Source organism: candidate division WOR-3 bacterium, from assembly GCA_016867815.1.
Taxonomy (GTDB): Bacteria; Hydrothermota; Tepidihabitantia; order Tepidihabitantales; family Tepidihabitantaceae; genus UBA2258.
On sequence record VGIR01000063.1, the window covers coordinates 1 to 17,583 of the forward strand.

The 17,583-nt window shown below is 61.7% G+C and carries 13 protein-coding genes; 7 read left to right on the forward strand and 6 right to left on the reverse strand.

Annotation, left to right across the window (positions count from 1 at the left end):
* Positions 1–110: 110 nt before the first annotated feature.
* The 3 genes from FJY68_09890 to FJY68_09900 are packed head-to-tail and all read right to left on the reverse strand — an operon-like array spanning position 111 to position 3,626.
* A complete protein-coding gene (locus tag FJY68_09890) occupies positions 111–302 on the reverse strand; it encodes a hypothetical protein (GenBank protein MBM3332138.1) in 192 nt (63 codons plus the stop codon).
* A gap of 48 nt (positions 303–350) precedes the next feature.
* Positions 351–587 (reverse strand): hypothetical protein, encoded by a 237-nt coding sequence (locus FJY68_09895; GenBank protein MBM3332139.1) that lies wholly within the window; start codon positions 585–587, stop codon positions 351–353.
* Positions 588–623: 36 nt separating this feature from the next.
* A complete protein-coding gene (locus FJY68_09900; protein MBM3332140.1) occupies positions 624–3,626 on the reverse strand; it encodes a class I SAM-dependent DNA methyltransferase in 3,003 nt (1,000 codons plus the stop codon).
* 267 nt (positions 3,627–3,893) lie between these two features.
* Here FJY68_09900 and FJY68_09905 point away from each other — a divergent pair, with 267 nt between their 5' ends.
* From FJY68_09905 to FJY68_09915, 3 genes are all read left to right on the forward strand, one after another.
* Positions 3,894–4,115 carry a hypothetical protein gene (locus tag FJY68_09905; GenBank protein ID MBM3332141.1) on the forward strand — a complete coding sequence of 74 codons (222 nt, stop codon included), beginning with the start codon at positions 3,894–3,896 and terminating at the stop codon, positions 4,113–4,115.
* Positions 4,116–4,267: 152 nt separating this feature from the next.
* The gene (locus tag FJY68_09910; protein ID MBM3332142.1) at positions 4,268–4,744 is read left to right on the forward strand and encodes a type II toxin-antitoxin system VapC family toxin; all 477 of its coding nucleotides are present in this window, start codon (positions 4,268–4,270) and stop codon (positions 4,742–4,744) included.
* Positions 4,728–4,994, forward strand: a complete 267-nt coding sequence (locus FJY68_09915) for a hypothetical protein (GenBank protein MBM3332143.1) — start codon at positions 4,728–4,730, stop codon at positions 4,992–4,994. Before FJY68_09910 ends, FJY68_09915 begins: the two co-directional genes overlap by 17 nt.
* Positions 4,995–5,154: 160 nt before the next feature.
* Here FJY68_09915 and FJY68_09920 read toward each other — a convergent pair whose 3' ends face one another.
* The 3 genes from FJY68_09920 to FJY68_09930 all read right to left on the reverse strand — a co-directional run bounded on the left by FJY68_09920 (position 5,155) and on the right by FJY68_09930 (position 10,117).
* On the reverse strand, positions 5,155–5,526 hold the full coding sequence (locus tag FJY68_09920; GenBank protein ID MBM3332144.1) for a hypothetical protein: 372 nt from the start codon (positions 5,524–5,526) through the stop codon (positions 5,155–5,157).
* 508 nt (positions 5,527–6,034) lie between these two features.
* Entirely contained in the window at positions 6,035–7,342 is a 1,308-nt protein-coding gene (locus tag FJY68_09925) for a hypothetical protein (GenBank protein ID MBM3332145.1), read from the reverse strand.
* Positions 7,343–7,390: 48 nt separating this feature from the next.
* Positions 7,391–10,117 (reverse strand): hypothetical protein, encoded by a 2,727-nt coding sequence (locus FJY68_09930; protein MBM3332146.1) that lies wholly within the window; start codon positions 10,115–10,117, stop codon positions 7,391–7,393.
* A 1,320-nt stretch (positions 10,118–11,437) separates the two neighbouring features.
* On the opposite strand from FJY68_09930, the gene holA reads away from it, so the two are divergent.
* The 4 genes from holA (at position 11,438) to guaA (ending at position 17,392) form a co-directional block, all read left to right on the forward strand.
* Positions 11,438–12,799 carry a DNA polymerase III subunit delta gene (gene holA, locus FJY68_09935; GenBank protein MBM3332147.1) on the forward strand — a complete coding sequence of 454 codons (1,362 nt, stop codon included), beginning with the start codon at positions 11,438–11,440 and terminating at the stop codon, positions 12,797–12,799.
* Between the two features lie 54 nt (positions 12,800–12,853).
* Complete coding sequence (locus FJY68_09940; GenBank protein ID MBM3332148.1) at positions 12,854–15,364, forward strand: leucine--tRNA ligase; 2,511 nt, start codon at positions 12,854–12,856, stop codon at positions 15,362–15,364.
* Positions 15,361–15,771 carry a hypothetical protein gene (locus tag FJY68_09945; GenBank protein MBM3332149.1) on the forward strand — a complete coding sequence of 137 codons (411 nt, stop codon included), beginning with the start codon at positions 15,361–15,363 and terminating at the stop codon, positions 15,769–15,771. Before FJY68_09940 ends, FJY68_09945 begins: the two co-directional genes overlap by 4 nt.
* A 91-nt stretch (positions 15,772–15,862) precedes the next feature.
* Complete coding sequence (gene guaA, locus FJY68_09950) at positions 15,863–17,392, forward strand: glutamine-hydrolyzing GMP synthase (GenBank protein ID MBM3332150.1); 1,530 nt, start codon at positions 15,863–15,865, stop codon at positions 17,390–17,392.
* Positions 17,393–17,583: the final 191 nt, after the last annotated feature.

Genomic DNA, 17,583 nt, shown 5'->3' on the forward strand with positions numbered 1-17,583 from the left:
TTTCATCACCCGCACACGCAGCACATCCAAAGCCGCCGGCGATAGACGCCGAGTATCGTCTTCTCTCATTACTCACAGTATACACCAAACCGACTCCCATGTCAAACATTTTATGCTCTGATTAGTATGTCCGACTGCTCAAGGAACTTGATGATCTCGCTCTTGAGTGGACCGCCCTGCTCATGCTTGTCCACGCGTTTTGGGTCGAATCCGCACGCCTTCAGGGCTGGAACGATCGCCTCCTTGCACATCGTTTCGAGGGTTGGCTCACCGATACGCATGATGATAAATGCAGCCCTCAAGCGACCTCCTGTTGACGGCCCGCGGAGCGTTGTGACTGGACGCCGCAACTAGTCATCGTGCTTCTGGCCTCTCAGCCCATACAGCCCGAAGCCGCGTCTCACGAAGGTCGATTTGCTTCCGTACCTACGGATGTCGGTGTAGAGCACTGCGGTGAGCGTTCTGTATGGCGTCCTGCCGCTGCCCTTGTAGTAGCCTGCTCGGCTAATGGCCGCCCAGATGACGCGCGTGCGCATCGGAGCGCGATTCTCGCCTAGGACACGAGTTGCGGCTTCCTTGATGGTCATTAAATCTCCTCTAGTTCTGGACTCACTGGTCCTCTGTTAGCCCAAGCCGAATAGAGCCTTGACCCGTTCATCTACCTCGCGCTCAAGTCGCTCCAACTCACCCGATGTCGACTCTTCGCGCAATCCGGCCCGCCTTGACCGAATAGAACTGATCCGATGAACGATGCTCGCGATGCGCTCGCGGTCCCGACGGCAGGCATCGGGACAAGGCAGCGCCTTTATCTGAGGCGGTCCGAAGCGCATGTATCCTCCAGCAAGAGAGAGCGCTCCAAACATCACTTCGTAGATCTCCTTCATTGTACCCGAGTTGAGAAGTGCAGTCAGGTACTCTCCACCTAGCTCTTGCTTTGGCACAAGGATGACGGTGGACTTACCTGCAGCGATACCGACGTCGTCGAACACAGCGATCGGCCTCTTAGCCATACCCGATACTATCACCTTGCTGGCCCTGATCTGAAGGCGGCGCTTCTCGGTGATGGCTTTGTGTCGTAGATCAAGCACCGGTTCGCTATAGGTGTGCTTCAGATACCGGACTCCATCAAGACCCCATGTGTGGTGGTACCTCCGGATGTTGCCGCTGACGACAAACTTGGCGTATCTCGTCGGACTCCGGGCGAGCAGGCCCTCGGCCTGGTCGTGGAGCGCGGACTCCCACTTGTACGCCTCGTCTACCGTAGCTGCCCCCGTTATGACGGCCTCGTCCTCAAGATGCCTTCTCGACCGCAAGGCGGGCAGCAGCCTTCCTACGGCGGGGTGGACAAGCGGTGCCCACAGCTCTGAATCCGTCACCTTTGTGAGGCTCAGCGGGGCCGTGTACGCCATTTCCATGCTGATGATCGATGTCCCATCTACTCGCGCTCTGTAGATGGCGACGTCCTCCGCAGCGACGCTAGGTGCGTTCTTGCTTCCTAGCGTGATGTACGGGTAGACCGACGCGGTGAATACCGGAACATTCGTAAGATCACATAGTCCGGATAGCCGAAACGACCGGCCCAAGAACTTGCGTAGTGCTTCGGCGTATTCTGCGCTGAGGTACTTGTTCGGCGTGATGTACGCGAACTGCCCGCCCGGACGCAGAAGTTGGACTCCTCGTTCCATGAAAGGGACGAAAAGATCAAAGCCACCGCTCGCAGAGTCATACATCCCTCTCAGGGCGCTGCGGTATGCTTCAGACACGTCCTCCATCTGAACCATGTTGACATAGGGCGGGTTCGCGAGTACGACATCGAAGCCCTTCTCTCTGAAGACTTCTGCAAACTCGACGGGCCAGTCGAATCCACGAGGAGTGCGCTTTGAGCGAGTCCAGAGAGCTACCTGTTCCTTGAGAGCCAGCACCTCTTGACGCAGCGTCAGCTTCTGCTGTCCGTGGGCCATAAGGAAGTCTTCTTTGGCCTTCAGGTAATCTGTCACCAATTTGTCCTGAACAACCATCTGCCCCACGATTTCAGGGTTCTTTGCGCCAAGGCTGTCTCCCTGCTCAATCTTGAAGTCTAGGTTCGGCAGGGGTTCTGGTTTGACGCCCTCGTGGTCCACGGCCAGCGACAGCCAGAGGCGCAGCCGGGCGATGTTCACGGCAAACGGGTCTAGGTCAACGCCGTACAGATTGTGCTGGATTATCTCAAGCTTGCGATCGTATGCGGTCTTCGGATCCAAGTTCTTAGCCTGAAACAGGCATTGGCGCAGCGCAAAGAGTTCGTGCAGCATTCCGAGAAGATACGCACCTGAACCGCAGGCCGGGTCCACGGCCGTCATACGTCTGAGCGCGCCGAGCACCGCCTCCGAATCGTGGAGACCAGCCGGGTCGTGCCCTTCTACGAATCGCGCGACTGCCTCACCACGTTCTAGTGGGAGTGCCGAGCCAAGGTACCCCTTGAGTGCCTCTCGACACATGAAGGCCACGACGGGTCTGGGCGTGTAGTAGCTACCGGTCTCATGCCGTCCCGTCACGAGTTCCTCGAACACCCGCCCCAGCATCTCGGGGTCTACCGCCACTTCGATGTCCAGCGGCGTGCTTTCCGTTACCGTGAAGTTGAAGCTACCGAACAGGTCCTTGAGTATCGGCGGGAAGCAGTCGTCCGGAACGGTGATTCTCTCATCTCGGTCATCGTCATCCTCTTCAAACAGGCCGCCGTTGAGGTAGGGCACATCGCCTATCAGCATCTGGAGTAAGCTTCCATCTGCTCTGTCTCGGTTGGCGCCGCCGACATTCAGTTCCCGCGGGTCGTTCAGCGCCTGGAAAAAGAGCAGCCGCAGCCTGCTGCCGTAGAAGCTACCCGTTGGACCGCGATGCGCGGCGTAGTCGCGCCAGAGCGCGCTGAGGTAGTCTTCGGACTTGTTGAATCTCAGCCAGCCTTTCTTCTGCACGAAGACGACGAACATGAGCCGGTTGAACAGCTTCTGTGTGAAGAGCCGCTGGCGGTCTGAGCCCTTGATGCCCTTTACCTCGCCCTCTACATACTCAAACACGCGCTTGTACTCAGAGAAGAACTCATCCGTGACCTTCTCGACGTCAAACGCCTCATCGTGCCGATTCTGGACGGCAAGCGGTGACAAGCCAAAAAGGTCCGGGCTGATTGTCTCGGGAGCGAGCATGGAGATTCGCTCTGACGCAGTGCGGAGCTGCTCGGCAGGACCAACGCTGATGCGGCGGAAGAGGCGGCGGCGGTCGGCGGAGTCGTCGTACTTGACGTTGAGGAAGTGCCAGCGGTCTTGGCCTTTGTTGGAGAAGACGAAGAGCGAGTAAGGGTGGTTCTTGAGCAGGCTGGAGACCACCGGCCGTTCGTCGCCGAGGCGAAGTTGGTCGGAACTGAGCTTGGAGTAGATGACTTGGAACTTGTCTTCTGCGCCAGCGGTGGCGAAGAGCACCGGGTCATCAGCCAGCGCCGCCCGCGCCGATTCCGACAGCTCCCGACGCGACAACCCTTCCATCTTGCGCGTGTATCCGAGTTCACGCCAGACCAGTTCCTTCAGCGGCTCTATACCACGCAGCCCCTGTAGCAGTCGAAGGACATTCTCCTGCCGACTCTTGTCAGCCATCATCGCGCCTCCATCTGACCGCCAACTCGGCCAAACACGGTGACTGTTATACAGTCGCAGGAGGCGAGTGTCAAGCAGCGGCGTTCACGCCGCTCCAGCTACGGCTTCGGCGCTTCGATAGTGAAGACGTCTTTGCGGATCCGGGCGAGGACCGCGGGGTCGCAGCCGCGGGCTGTCCACTCAACGCTGGAATCGAGACTCGACCGAGTGCTGGGCGTCCAGAAGTGGGGCAGACCCCGCAAGGGAAGATAGAGAAGTGTCCCTAACAAGATGAGGCCAACAATCGTGCGCGGAGTGCTGTTCCTGTCCGAAGCTGCAAGCCGCGAGCCTCAAGCCACAAGCCTGCTGGACGTATCCGGCCGCAAGGTGCTCAACCTGAAGCCGGGCGCGAATGATGTGCGGGCGTTGGCCCCGGGCGTCTACTTCATGCGTCAGGCGTCAAGCGTGGAGCATCAAGCGTCGAGCGTCATCAAGGTCGTGGTGGCGCGCTAGCGCGCGAGAGTAGAGAGTCGTCGGAATTCGAGTGGGGCGGGTGCAAGCCCGCCCCATGTTTCTGAGCCGGCCGAGCCGCAGTCGGCGTTCCGGAAGGCGGGTTGACGACCGAGGTGGTTTGCGCTTGCCGAGTCCGACGCTATAATAGAGCCATGCGGTTCAGGAGACTGCTCGTCTACGTGGACGCTTCGGTCGTCGGCGGCTGCGAGGACGCTGAGTTCAAGGCAGACAGCCTGGCGTTGTGGCGACGTTTCGTTGATGGTCGCTACACGCTCGTGCTTTCGGCTCACACCTTGCGCGAATTGGCAGGTGCGCCGGAGGCAGTTCCTGCGCATCTCGACGAAGTGCCCGATACCTGTCAACTGCTGTTGAACGATTCCGAGGAGGCCTCGGAGTTGGCGGCTGAGTACCTGCGACACGGGATACTTGGCCCGGGCTCGCACGCAGATGCGCTGCATATAGCACTGGCCACCATCGGCCAGGCAGACGTCCTGGTGAGCTGGAATTTCCGGCACATCGTGAACCTGGGCAGGATCAGGTTGTTCAACGGTGTGAATCTGGAGCTGGGCTACGGTCCGTTGGAGATCCGCACGCCCAAGGAGGTGCTGGGGTATGAAGAAGACGTTTGACGCCGTCGCATGGATGCGCCGCAGGAGAACCGAGATTGACAAGGAAGATGAAGGGCTCACCTGGGAGGAGCGCAGCCGCAAGACCGTCGCGCTGCTGGAGGGGAATCCGCGCTGGGAACGTCTGAAGAAGCGGACCAGACAGTCTGTCTCTACCTACGATGTGACTCGCGTCGCCGAGCCGGCAACGAGCGAGCCGACGGTCCTGTCGGACAGACCCTCGAGTTCGGACTGCGACAAAAGCGGCGGATAGCACTTCTCCCGTACCGACACGCCGGGGTTCCGGTCCGTGAAGAAGGCGGACGTGGCGCGCTAGCGCGGAAGAATGGAGAGTCGAGAGTAGGGAGTCGTCGGAATTCGAAGGGGGCGGGCGTGAGCCCGCCCCTTGAGCTTGCGGCAGAAAAGGGACGAAGCTACGGCTTCGGCGCTTCGATGGTGAAGACGTCTTTGCGGATCCGGGCGAGGACCGCGGGGTCGCAGCCGCGGGCGGTCCACTTGTCCAGCAGCACCTGCGCGGCCATCGCCAGGGTCTCGCCCGAGATGAGCTGCTGCCGGCTTAGCTTGTAGAGCTGCCGGCCGAAGTTCAAGTAGGAGACGTATAGCGAAGTCGAGACGCCGGCGGCGTTGATGACCTCTTTGACCTTCATCTCCATGGCGTAGACCTGATTCATGGCTGCTTCGTAGCGCGCAGCCATGTCTTCACGCAGGTCGGTGAGCGTTTCGTTTACGCGCTTCAGGTTGTATTTCGCCTTCCAGCGGTCGGCCCTCTTCTTCGGGTCAGTCATGTCTTACCTCCACTAGTTCTGGTTCAATCCTCTCTGCATTGTACATTGGCCATACTGACGAGTCAAGTGTGGCAAGACCGATAGATAAAGCACCGATATTATAGATGATATGACATTCCACTACTGGCTTGTATTTGGACTGGGGGGGTGACTCCCCCAGTGACCTATTGAGTGACGTGACTAATGATATTCCAGGCTATATTTAGAGTGACTTCACGGGTGACCTGTTTGGTGACTTGGCGAGTAAAATGTGTAGTGACTTGTCTAGTCAGGTATCGGGTGGTATATAGAGTCATTTGCATAGTCAACTGTTGAGTGATCCTTCGTGTCAGTTGTACGGCTAGTTCCTGAGTGATTCTTGCAGTTACTTGTCGTTTGACTTGTCTGATGACTTTACGAGTCGCTTGGTAAGTCGAGTTCTCTGTTGGGTTTGCGGTTTGGTCAACAAGTGGCTCGGCCGGAGCTTTTGTGCCCCGGCCGAGAGATTGGCTGCCAGACGAAATGCGGCCTAGCGCGCGATGATGACCCTCGTGACGACGCCCGACGCATCACGCACCACGCCTGACGCCGAACGCACAAAGTAGACGCCGGGACTAAGGCGGCTGACGTCGTTCGCGCCGGGCCGTAGGTCCATCACCTTGCGGCCATCAAGGGAGAAGAGGGAGGAGGGAGGTGAGAGGAGAGAGGAAGGCAGGAAGAGGATGTTGCGGACGATGGCGGGGAGACGAGAACCGTCAGCGGTTCGGTGTGGCTGTTCCTGAACTCCGGGTCTTGAGGTGCGGTACACGCTGTAGAGCTGCCCGGATGGGGCGCGAAAGAGGACGTAGACTCGGCCATTTACGTCTGACGCGATACCGCATGGAGCACCGTTCATGGTGGATACCTGTTCCGGTTGAGACCAGTTGCCTCCGGTGGTGTAGTTCACCCCAACGTAGTTGAGGGTGCGTATCTTCCATGCCGACCAAACGATTCCTTCAAGATCGGTCGCGGCAAGGCCTCGGCCGGAAGCGTAGTCAGTAACGAGCCGGGTGTCGACCTCTACGGTGTCCACTACAAGCGCAGACTGCAGCCAGAACCCGCCCATCTGCGAGTAGAGAAGCCACAGCCGCCCGGCCGAGTCAGCGGTTACAGCCGGGGCCGAGCCGTCCCAGGAACAACAGCGGCGCGAGGTGTCGTGCTGCACTACGCTCAACATGGCGAACGAGTCGCCGAAGGCGGACATGTCATAGGCGGCCCACAGTCCGGAGTCCGGTCGGGCAACGAGCGTCGGTGCATGGAAGTTCGTCTCGATCGGGCTTCCCATTCCCCGAGCGATGTAGCGCGGAGCACGCCAGGAATCGCCGTTCCAGGTGGTGTACACCGCTGAGGAGTAGCTGAAATCGGAGTAGGGCGTCAGCGTGGCGAACCCCAGGTACCAGTTACCCTTGACGTCGCCGGCGAAGGACATCGGTCCCACAACCGGGGATCCCGAATAGGCTCTCACCGGGGCGTGCCAGCCGGCCGAGTCCCTGAAGGCAGTCCATACGCCGGCGCTGTCGGAGTCCTTGTACCAGGCAGACCACAGTCTTCCCGAGGCGTCACGACCCATGCCCGGATCGTGGAAGACCGGGTTTGAGTCGGGTAGAGCGAGTTCAGTGGGCAGCGACCAGGTGTCTCCGGTCGTCCAGCAGGCCAGCACGCGCGGCGGCGCGGTCGACACAACAGTCGTCCAGATGGTGTCACCGGCACCGGCGCTTAGCGCCTGACCGGCAGTAGAGGAACTGCCGCCCAGGAGCGGCACCGGGTCAGACCATTGTCCGAAGCAAGCCGTGAGCATCAGCCAGCACACGGCGAGCGGCACTGACTTTGATCTTACGGATCCTCCCTACCGCGTGATGACGATTTTGGTTGCGACGCTCGACGCATCACGCACCATGCTAGACGCCGAACGCACGAAGTACACGCCGGGGCTCAGGGCGCTGACGTCGTTTGCGCCGGGTTTGAGGCCGAGGACTCTGCGGCCATCGAGGGAGAACAGGGAGGAGGGAGGAGAGAGGAGTGAGGAGGGCAGATTGAGGACGCCGCGGACGAGGGTTGCTGCGTTCGTCGTTCGGAGTTTGGCGTTCGGCGTTTCTTCGATGCCGGGAACCGCTCCCAGCTTCCCCCAGAGGCGGTTGGCGCCGTAGTAGCGGCCCAGCGCCGAGTCGGTCCAGCAACTGTAGAGCAGGAGCAGGTCCGGGCCGCCTCCGTACACCGCGTCGTATCCGTTGCCCGGGTCGTTACCGGGTACTCCGAACCAGTCGCTGACGTGACTCACGTTCCCGGATGAGTCGACCCTACCCGTAGAGAAGATGGTCGAATCAGAGTATTCCCAGCGGCTCCAGAGCACCCTGAACCCGGCCGCATCGGACGTGACGCGCGGCAACTGCTCATCGTAGGTGGTAGCGCCAACGATGATTCCATTCGGGTCAAGCACGGTCCCGTCAGCACGGACCCTGGCGGCGAAGACGTCGTACGTCGACTGGCGCGTATCTTCCCAGGTCACAAGCGCGCCGGTCGCTCCGCAGGCTGCCGCCGGCCTTCTCTGGTCACCGGTATTGCCGCTGACCAGGAACCTGGGCCCGGATACCGTACCTGCCGTGGTGACACGCGCTCCAAAGATGTCGCTCTCGCGCGCGTAGAGACCGATCCCCGACCAGAAGACCAGGTAGTTGGTGCCGGCAAAGCAGACCGCCGGTTCCAGGTCGTAGAAGGTGTCGGCAGCGGCCACCGCAAAGCCATTCGGGTCGAGCACGACTCCAGCCGGACTGACGCGCGCGGCGTATATGCAGTCGTTCGTCAGCGAGCGGATGTCCTGCCAGACGACCAGGAAGTTCTGGCCGTCGAAGGCGATGTCAGGTAGTTGCCGGTACGAAGCTTCGTCGCAGACGACGATACCGCCCGGGTCGAGCACGGTGCCGTCACTGCTTACCCTCGCGCAATAGATGCTCGAGCCATCGATGCCGTTGGCTTGATCCCACGCCACGAGGTAGAGCGAATCGCCGTACCCGGTCGCGAGGTCGGCCTTGCTCGCCGGCGTCGAGCTGACAGTCAGTCCGACCGGGTCCAGCACGGTCCCGTTGGCGCTGATCCGCGCGGCCTGTACCGCATCGCCCCGCCCGCGTGTCTCCAGCCAGGCGCTGAGGAAGTCGGTTCCGTCAGACGAACCGCTCGGGCGGTATTGGGCGTCGACGCCGATGGGGAAGGAAGTGAAGGGATACAGCACTGCGCCTTCCGGACTGATGCGCGTGCAGAACACATTGTCCTCGTAGTAGTTGGTTTCGTAGGCGCTGAAGGCAACCAGGAAGTTCGCCGTGTCCGACGCCACGCTCGGGAACGAGGGGAGGTAGCCGGCAAGGTCAGGCCGAATCAGACCGGAGTCGAGCGGCACGCCGTCAACGGTTATCCGGCGTCCGCACAGCGAGCCGGTCTCCCACGAAGGGTCGAGTTCACACCACATGACCAGGTACTGGCTCCCGTCGAAGCCGACGGACGAAAACATGTCATAGTCCGGGCTGCTGCTCAACTGCACCCCCGAGCTGTCAATCAGATTGCCCGACGTCGATACCCGCGCCGCGAACAAGTCGGGCTGATCCAGCCCCTCGGACCACGCGGCCAGGAAGCACGTATCGCCGAATGCGACAGCCGGGATTGCCTGCATCATCGCCGGGTTGTGGCGCAGGAAGATGGCCGTGTCCAGAACCACGCCGCCCGTCGATACTCTCGTGGCCTTGGCGACGGCAGAGGTGTACGTGCTGTCGATCGCCTGCCACGCAACCAGGTAGACTCCTTGTCCAAACGCCACCGTCGGCATCCCTTCGGCCCACGCGGGGTCCGGGGCAACGGGGATCGGCAGCGTGTCCAGCACCTGCCCGTCGGTAGTCACTCGCCTGGCATACACGTCGCTGTACCCGTAGGGGTTCTCGGTCCAGACCACCAGACAGGTGGAGTCACCGTCGAATGCGACTGCCGGAGCGGTCTGTAAGTCTGAGCTTTCATAGACGAGGAACGAGTCGACCAGTACCCCGGTGGAGTCCAGTCTTGCTCCCCAGATGCCGTTGTCGTCAGGAGTCCATACCGCGAAGAAGTCCGATCCCAGACCGGTGAGAGCCCGGCTCACTCCCGACGACGAGTACCCCCGGTCAGTGAAGAGGATTCCACTGGTATCGAGCAGAGTCCCGTCCGAGGCTACGCCGCTGGTGCGAGCGGAGTAGTCGCTCTCGTCCGACCACAGCACGCGCCAGCCGCTGCCGTTCGACGCCGCGCCACACGAGTACTGCGAGCCGGCCGCGGGAACAGGAGTGATGCCGGTATCGACCAGGAAGGCATCGCCGAAACGCCCGGCATGTCCGACGTCCCTGGTGCGAGTGACTGAACGTTGCCGACTTGGTTTCTGTGGCGGCCACGCCGGTGCCTGGCGGTGAGCCGACCGGAGATCGGCGGTCCGGCTGTGGCCGGTGTAGTGTTTGCCGGAGCGGTGGTTTGTTCCTCTGAATGCCCCTGTCTCGCCGGCAGCCGGCAGGTTCGACAGGGCGCACGCAAGCGCCGTACAGATCACTGCTATTCGTGACATGTCGTCTCCTTCTGCGGTGTTGAGCCGTGCAATGCCTGACTCACAAGGTTCTGATCGGTTCTGCCCTACCTCGTCACGACCACCTTCCGGACAGCTTGTGTTTGAGTTTGCAGTTGGGTCTCGCGGACGAAGTACACACCCGGGCTGAGGGCGTTGATGTCATTTGCGCCGGGCTTGAGGCCGAGGACTTTGCGGCCGGAGATATCCAGCAGGGCGATTTCAGATTGCAGATTGTAGGTTGCAGATTGCAGATTGAGGACGCCGCGGACGATGGTCGGTCCGGAGTTTGGCGCTCGGCGCTCGGCGTTTGGCGTTCTCTCCGAGACGGCGGTGACTTGATTGTAGTACTCGCTTGCCCATTTGCAGCGCAGGGCCAGTTCCGACGTGTCGCGTTCTGAGGGAACTTGGCCTGAGTCTCCGAACGGTGAGCCGATGACCGCATACGAGAACGTCAGGACCGAGTCAGGGGCGATGTCAAAGGGCCCGGTTGCGAGCAGCATCCGTTTGTCGCCGGGCGTCGCGTCGAGCGAGTCGTAGGGTTCGTAGGCCCCGGTCTGGTAGTTGTAGCCGGCCAGGGTCAGGTACTGAGCGGAGTCGTTCGTCGGTTCGACATTGAGCGTGAAGATCTTGAACGCGGTCAGGCCGAGTGATTCCGGAGATTCGAGCTGCATCACGGCGACCGCACCGGGCGTTCCCGACTCCCACGTCGAGCCGCTCGCCTCGTAGTTGTTGTAGTCATACGCGAAACCGGTGTTCTGTACTCTGATGGTTTCCTGTCCAACTACGTAGGTGTGATCGAGTATCAGTCCGACCATGTCGTCGGTCGCATCGCCGATGTCGGCGTCCAGCACCGGGCCGAAGCACGCGTCGTGAATCGAGTCGCCCGAGCAGTTGCGCAACTCGTACTTGAGGAAGAAGAAGTCCTCGGCCAGCGAATCGTCGAACCCGAAGGCGGTGAGGTAGACATCAATGCCGATGGGCCGGCCCGGTGAAGTGTGAACGGCAGGGTTCGAGTCGCAGAAGCAGCACCACATGTCCCGGTCCGAACGCGGGTCCTGTGGCGCCATCGGGAACCGGCTCAGCGGCGGCGGCCAATCGCCCGGGTACACATAGATGCGGTCGAGGGAATCTCCGTTGCCCCCACGCCAGTTCTGGCAGAGCGTCGGATAGCCCTCGGTTCCGCCGGAATTGGGATTGTAGAGCACGGTGGTGAGTGTTTCGGGGGAGACCGAGTCCATGACTGCGCCGACCCAGATTCCCGCGCCGAAGACGTAGTAGTTGCTCAAGGGTTGCGGCCACGTCCCAGCCGCGGCGTTGTTGATGATTCCCCAGCGGCCGTCGTTGGTGAACGGCGCCTTCCAGTGGTTCAGGTCGAACCACTTGATATCACCGATTGCCAGCGCCAACGCCGGCACAAGCAGCGCGAGCAGCAACAGTCTCTTCACTTTGCCTCCTGTCTGGGACCGCATGACAGCTAACCTGGTTCTGTTATACACCGGTTCGCACCAGCTGTCAAGACGTTCCTGCGACCGCGTCGCGACTTGCGAGTTGTCGGCGGATTTGACAGGCGAACAGGAGCGAATAAGATACCCGATGGCCGGGCACACTGGCGTTTCTCCCCGCAAACCAGCACAGGTTCTCGCGGACATCAAACGCGGGAAGTTCGTGCCTGTGTACGTCCTGTTCGGGGCGGATTCGGCCGCGGCGGACGAGTTGCTGCGGGCGCTGAAAGAGGCGCTGGTCCAGCCCGGGATGGAGGCATTCGACTTCGAGTCGGTTCACGCCGACGAGTTGGAGGTGCCGATCCTGCTCCAGCACATCCGGCAGCCGCCAGTAGCATCGAAGCGGAGGTTGGTTGTGGCGCGCGGGATCGACCGGCTCTCCAAGGGCCGGAAGAAGAAGGGCGAGGATGAGGAGGAGTCGGCCAAGGGCGGCCAGTTGGGCGAACTACTGACCGGACTGGCAGCGCTGCCGGAAGCCTGCGCGGTAGCGGTCACCTGTGACTACAGCGAGCCAGTGAAGAATGCGCTGGACCGTGCCGGCCTCGCCATGTACGTCGTCGACCTCAGGCAGCCGGCCGCGGCCGAACTTTCTGCCCTGATTCATCGCCGGTCAAAGGAACTGGGCATGTCGCTGGAACCAGCAGCCGTGCAGTTGCTGCTGGATGTGTCTGGGGAGGAGACGACACTGCTTCTAGGCGAACTGGAGAAGCTGGCCACGGTGGTTGAGCCGGGCGCTACCATTACGGAGGAAGAAGTGCGGAGACTGGCGGGCCAGTCGCGCGAATTCGAACTGAACGAGTACGTCGGCCGGGTGACACGCGGCGACGGCGCCGGCGGGTTGGCAGTGCTGGAGCGGCTGCGCAACTGGGGCGAGGAGCCGATAAAGACCGTCGCCTGGCTGTCGGGTGCGTTTCTGCGGCGGGTTTCCTACTCGGACGACACCAAGCGCGCTCGGTTATGCCTGCTTCAGCTCTACGAGATCAACCGGGACATCATCAGTGGACACCCGGAGCCGTTTGCGCTTCTGGAGACGTTTACAGTCTGCGCCGCGTGCCCGGCGAAAGAGAGTTACTGCCCGGTCTTCATCGACACGAGGGCGCCTGAATTCTGCCTGAGGCGCAAGGTGCGTCGTGACCGGGCCCGCCCATCCCTGAAGGGAGTCTTGAGTGCCGACCAATGAGCCGAAGTTCGATGCTGCAGGAGCCATCTGACCATGTCGAATGACGAGTCGGGAATGAGGAGTGAGAAGAGGACGGACGGTGAGAGGACGAGAGTCGCCTACCCGGCAAGGGAGATTGAGAAGCGCTGGCAGGAGTTCTGGCAAGAACAGGGAACGTTCCACACCGAGCCGGACCCGAAGCGCAAGTTCTACGTTCTCGTCATGTTCTTCTATCCGTCCGGCGACGTCCACATGGGCCATTGTCGGAACTACGTCATCGGCGATGTGCTCTGCCGGTTCCGGAAGATGCAGGGCTATGATGTACTACATCCGTTCGGCTGGGATGCATTCGGGCTGCCGGCCGAGAACGCGGCCATAGCCCACGGAAATCATCCGAGCTATTGGACGTTCGAGTCGATCAAGACTGCCCGGCAGAGCCTGAAACTGCTGGGTATCGGCTACGACTGGGACCGCGAGGTAACGACCTGCCTGCCCGAATACTACCGCTGGAACCAGTGGTTGTTCATCAAGCTGTACGAGCGCGGGCTCGCCTACCGCAAGGAAGCGTCGGTGAACTGGTGTCCCAACTGCCAGACCGTTCTGGCCAACGAGCAGGTCAAGGAAGGTGTCTGCTACCGGTGCAAGGCGACCGTTGACAAGCGCAAGCTGACGCAGTGGTTCCTGAAGATCTCCCAGTACGCCCAGGAACTGCTCGACGGCATCGACAAACTCGATCGCTGGCCCGAGAACGTAAAGACGATGCAGCGGCACTGGATAGGACGGTCCGACGGCGTCGAGGTCGATTTCTCGCTGGCCGAGACCGGAGAGAAGGTGCCGGTTTTCACGACCCGGCCGGATACGCTCCATGGCGTCACGTTCATGGCGCTGGCCCCGGACTCGGTATTGGCAGAGACGATTGCCAGGGGAACGACGCATGAGAAGGAAGTCGAGGAGTTCCGCAAGCGTATCAATGTGAGGCCGGAAATCGAGCGTCTGGCCGCCACCGGGGACAAGGAAGGCGTTTTCACCGGCAAGTACGCAGTCAATCCGCTGACCGGCGATCAGGTGCCGATCTACCTGGCGGATTTCGTCCTGGCATCCTACGGCACCGGGATGGTCATGGCCGTCCCGGGGCACGACCAGCGCGATTTCGAGTTCGCCCGGAAGTACAAGATCCCCATCAAGGTCGTTATCGAGAGTCCGAAGTCCGGAGTTCGAAGTCCGAATGAGCTGACAGAGGCCTACACGGATGTTGGTGTGATGGTCAACTCCGGGCAGTTTGACGGGACGCGTTCGGATGTGGGGATGGTGAAGGTCTCCGACTACCTCGAGCGAGCGGGCACGGGACGGCGCGTTGTCAACTTCCGGCTCAAGGACTGGCTGGTCTCACGCCAGCGGTACTGGGGCACGCCGATTCCCATGCTTCACTGCCAGGATTGCGGCGTGGTGCCGGTGCCCGTCGAACAGCTGCCCGTGCTCCTGCCGGAGGACATCAAGGACTACAAACCCAAGGGCAAGTCGGTGCTGGAGGGCGTCGAGTCTTTCATCAACACGACCTGCCCGAAGTGCGGCGGGCCGGCGCGGCGCGACCCGGACACGATGGACACGTTCGTCGATTCTTCCTGGTATCACCTGCGGTACACGGATGCTCACAACGGCCAGTTGCCGTTCGGCAAGAACGAGGCGGACAAGTGGCTGCCGATTGATGAGTACATCGGCGGCATAGAGCACGCCACCGGCCACCTGATATTCTTCCGGTTCTTCACCCGAGCGCTGCACGACATGGGGATGCTCGCGGTGGCGGAGCCATGCCTGACGCTTCATACACAGGGGATGGTCAGTCTGGACGGGGTGACGATGTCGTCGTCCAAGCGCGTGGGGGTCTGGGTCGGCGAGTTCGTGCCGGAGCACGGGGCGGATGTCGGACGGCTGGCAGTGTTGTTCGCGGCGCCGCCGGAGAAGGGGATGGACTGGACGGAAGACCTGGTGACCGGCGTGACCCGCTTCGTGAATCGGCTTTGGCGGCTGTACGAGGGCAATGCCGAGCGGGTGCGATTCGAGCGTCCGGATACGGGCAGGCTGACCGGCAACGAGCTGAAGCTGTACACTCGCTTGAACCAGACCATCGCCAAGACCATCGCTGACTGCGAGGGGTTCCAGTTCAACACGGCAATTGCGGCACAGATGGAGTTCCTGAATGATCTGTCCGCTTTCACGGACCGGGAGTCGGCGGTGTACGGCTTCGCGCTCGGTCAGCTCATCCACCTGCTCGCGCCGTTCACGCCGCACCTGGCCGAGGAACTCTGGCACCGGTCGCGGCCGGATGCCGGTTCCTTGTTCGGCGAGCGCTTCCCTGAGGCGGACGCGAAGTTCCTCGTATTCGACGAGATGGTTATTCCGGTGCAGGTCGACGGCAAGGTGCGTGACCGAGTATCGGTCCTGCGCACGGCGACGGAATCCGAGGTGAAGGAGGCGGCCCTGGCGAGTCCGGGCATCGCCGCCTTCCTGGCCGGACGGCAGGTGGTCAAGGTAATCTACGTGAAGGACCGACTCGTGAACATGGTTCTCGCAAAGGAGCAGCAATGAAGACTTGGTTCTGGGTTGTGCTGGTTGTCTGTCTCGGGCTCGCGGGGTACTTGGTGTGGAGTCTCGCGGCGGGGCCGAAGGCGACGGCGAAATCGGCGTCGGTGCCATTCGAGGTCGGGGCCGAATCGGTGGCGGTCTATGAGCAGCGAGTGGCCGAACTCGAGACCCAGGTTGACAACCTCAAGAAGCGCATGGTGGCGGTCGGCACGGCCGAGCGGCGAGAGGTCAAAGCCCGCCTGGCCCGATTTGAGGCGCAGATAGCCGATTTGCGGCGCGCCATCGCCAAGTGGCGCGTAGCCCGGGGTGGCGATGCACCGAACGAAGCGTACCGCCAGTGTCTGATTCTGTACGGCGAGGCCCGCGGGGTCTGCGGGGCGCTGGCGCCGGACACGCTCGGCAGAGAATGATCGATTCCAGAGCACGAAGAGTGAATTCCGGCCGGAACTCCGGAGTGGTCTCGCTTGAGATTCGAACCCCGGCCTTCGGGGTCTCGCGCTGATGGACCGCGTTCTCGTCCTCGACTTCGGGTCGCAGTACAACCAGCTGATCGCGCGGCGCGTGCGCGAGTTGAAGGTATACAGCGAGATAGTGCCGCACGACATCAAGGCCGAGCAGGTGCTCGACCGAGGCGCCAAAGCGCTGATCCTCTCCGGCGGCCCGGCAAGCGTGCGACAGGACGGAGCTCCGCAGCCGGATCCGGCTATCTTCAACCTCGGTCTCCCCGTGCTGGGCATCTGCTACGGAATGCAGGTGACCGCGCAGATACTCGGGGGGAAGGTCGCGGGCGGGCACACACGTGAGTACGGCCACGCGCAACTGATTCCGACTCGTCCCAGCCGGTTGCTTTCGGGTCTTCCAGACCGGACGCAGGCCTGGATGAGCCACGGTGACAGCGTGACCGCGCTGCCGCCGGGTTTCATCACGATCGGCAGAACATCGAGCATCGCCTGCGCGGCCTTCGGAGACGAGGCGCATCGGATCTACGGCGTGCAGTTCCATCCCGAAGTCGAGCATACGCTGCAGGGACGGCAGATACTGGCTAACTTCCTGTTCCGGATCGCCGGCTGCCAGGCGGGTTGGACCATGGGGGCCTTCATCCGTGAAAAGACGCGAGAGGTGCGGAAACTGGTCGGGAAAGAGAAAGTGCTCTGTGCCGTCTCGGGCGGCGTCGATTCGTCCGTCATGGCCGCCCTGCTGGCGCGGGCGGTGGGGCCCAACCTGGTCGCGGTCTTCGTTGACAACGGGCTGTTCCGCAAGAATGAGCCGGAGCTGGTGCGCCGAGCACTCGGGGCACGGCTGAATCTCAATATGGTTGATGCGGGCGAGAGATTCCTGACCAGGCTGGCAGGCGTATCCAGTCCGGAGAAGAAGCGACGGATCATCGGACACGAGTTCATCCGCGTGTTTGAGGAAGTGGCGCGAACTCACGGGCCGCTGCGGTTTCTGGCGCAGGGCACGCTCTACCCCGACCTGATTGAGTCGCGTTCTGCGTTCGGCGGACCGTCCGCGACCATCAAGACGCACCACAACGTCGGCGGTCTGCCCAAGAACATGAAGCTCGAGCTGATTGAACCGCTGCGCGAGCTGTTCAAAGACGAGGTGCGCGAGTTGGGGCGCGCGCTCAGATTGCCGGCGACGCTCCTCGGCCGGCACCCGTTTCCCGGTCCGGGTTTGGCAGTGCGAATCCTCGGTCCGGTAACGGCCGAGCGTGCGCGGCTGGTGCGTGAAGCAGATGACGTTTTCATCAGCGAGTTGCACAGGGCAGGCTTGTACGACAAGGTCTGGCAAGCCCTGACCGTGCTGCTTCCGGTGCGTTCGGTTGGCGTGATGGGGGATGAGCGGACATACGAGAACGTTGTGACGCTGCGCGCGGTCACGTCTACCGACGCGATGACCGCAGACTGGGCGCGGTTGCCGAACGACTTCCTCGCGCGGGTTTCGAACCGCATCATCAACGAGATACGCGGCATCAACCGCGTCGTCTACGACATCAGTTCCAAACCCCCGGCGACAATCGAGTGGGAGTAGGTGGCCGCAGGGGTGCGGGCTCAGGAGATAGGTAACAGGTTATTATCAGGACATAGGTAACACATGGAGGTGTTCATATGTCTTGGATGGCTCGCGGGCTGCAACATGCTCGAGCTGAGTTCGTGATGATCGCGCGCGAGGCTGACGTCAACGTGAGCGAGGCGTGCCGGCGTTTTGGCATCAGCCGGAAG

Bases quoted from the DNA above. Each gene is read 5' to 3' on its own strand.
- FJY68_09900 (MBM3332140.1), bottom strand. From the start codon at position 3,626: ATGATGGCTGACAAGAGTCGGCAGGAGAATGTCCTTCGACTGCTACAG.
- FJY68_09925 (MBM3332145.1), bottom strand. From the start codon at position 7,342: ATGCTCACGGCTTGCTTCGGACAATGGTCTGACCCGGTGCCGCTCCTG.
- FJY68_09940 (MBM3332148.1), top strand. From the start codon at position 12,854: ATGAGGAGTGAGAAGAGGACGGACGGTGAGAGGACGAGAGTCGCCTAC.
- holA (MBM3332147.1), top strand. From the start codon at position 11,438: ATGATTCCCCAGCGGCCGTCGTTGGTGAACGGCGCCTTCCAGTGGTTC.
- guaA (MBM3332150.1), top strand. From the start codon at position 15,863: ATGGACCGCGTTCTCGTCCTCGACTTCGGGTCGCAGTACAACCAGCTG.
- FJY68_09895 (MBM3332139.1), bottom strand. From the start codon at position 587: ATGACCATCAAGGAAGCCGCAACTCGTGTCCTAGGCGAGAATCGCGCT.
- FJY68_09905 (MBM3332141.1), top strand. From the start codon at position 3,894: ATGAGGCCAACAATCGTGCGCGGAGTGCTGTTCCTGTCCGAAGCTGCA.
- FJY68_09930 (MBM3332146.1), bottom strand. From the start codon at position 10,117: ATGTCACGAATAGCAGTGATCTGTACGGCGCTTGCGTGCGCCCTGTCG.
- FJY68_09910 (MBM3332142.1), top strand. From the start codon at position 4,268: ATGCGGTTCAGGAGACTGCTCGTCTACGTGGACGCTTCGGTCGTCGGC.
- FJY68_09945 (MBM3332149.1), top strand. From the start codon at position 15,361: ATGAAGACTTGGTTCTGGGTTGTGCTGGTTGTCTGTCTCGGGCTCGCG.
- FJY68_09920 (MBM3332144.1), bottom strand. From the start codon at position 5,526: ATGACTGACCCGAAGAAGAGGGCCGACCGCTGGAAGGCGAAATACAAC.
- FJY68_09915 (MBM3332143.1), top strand. From the start codon at position 4,728: ATGAAGAAGACGTTTGACGCCGTCGCATGGATGCGCCGCAGGAGAACC.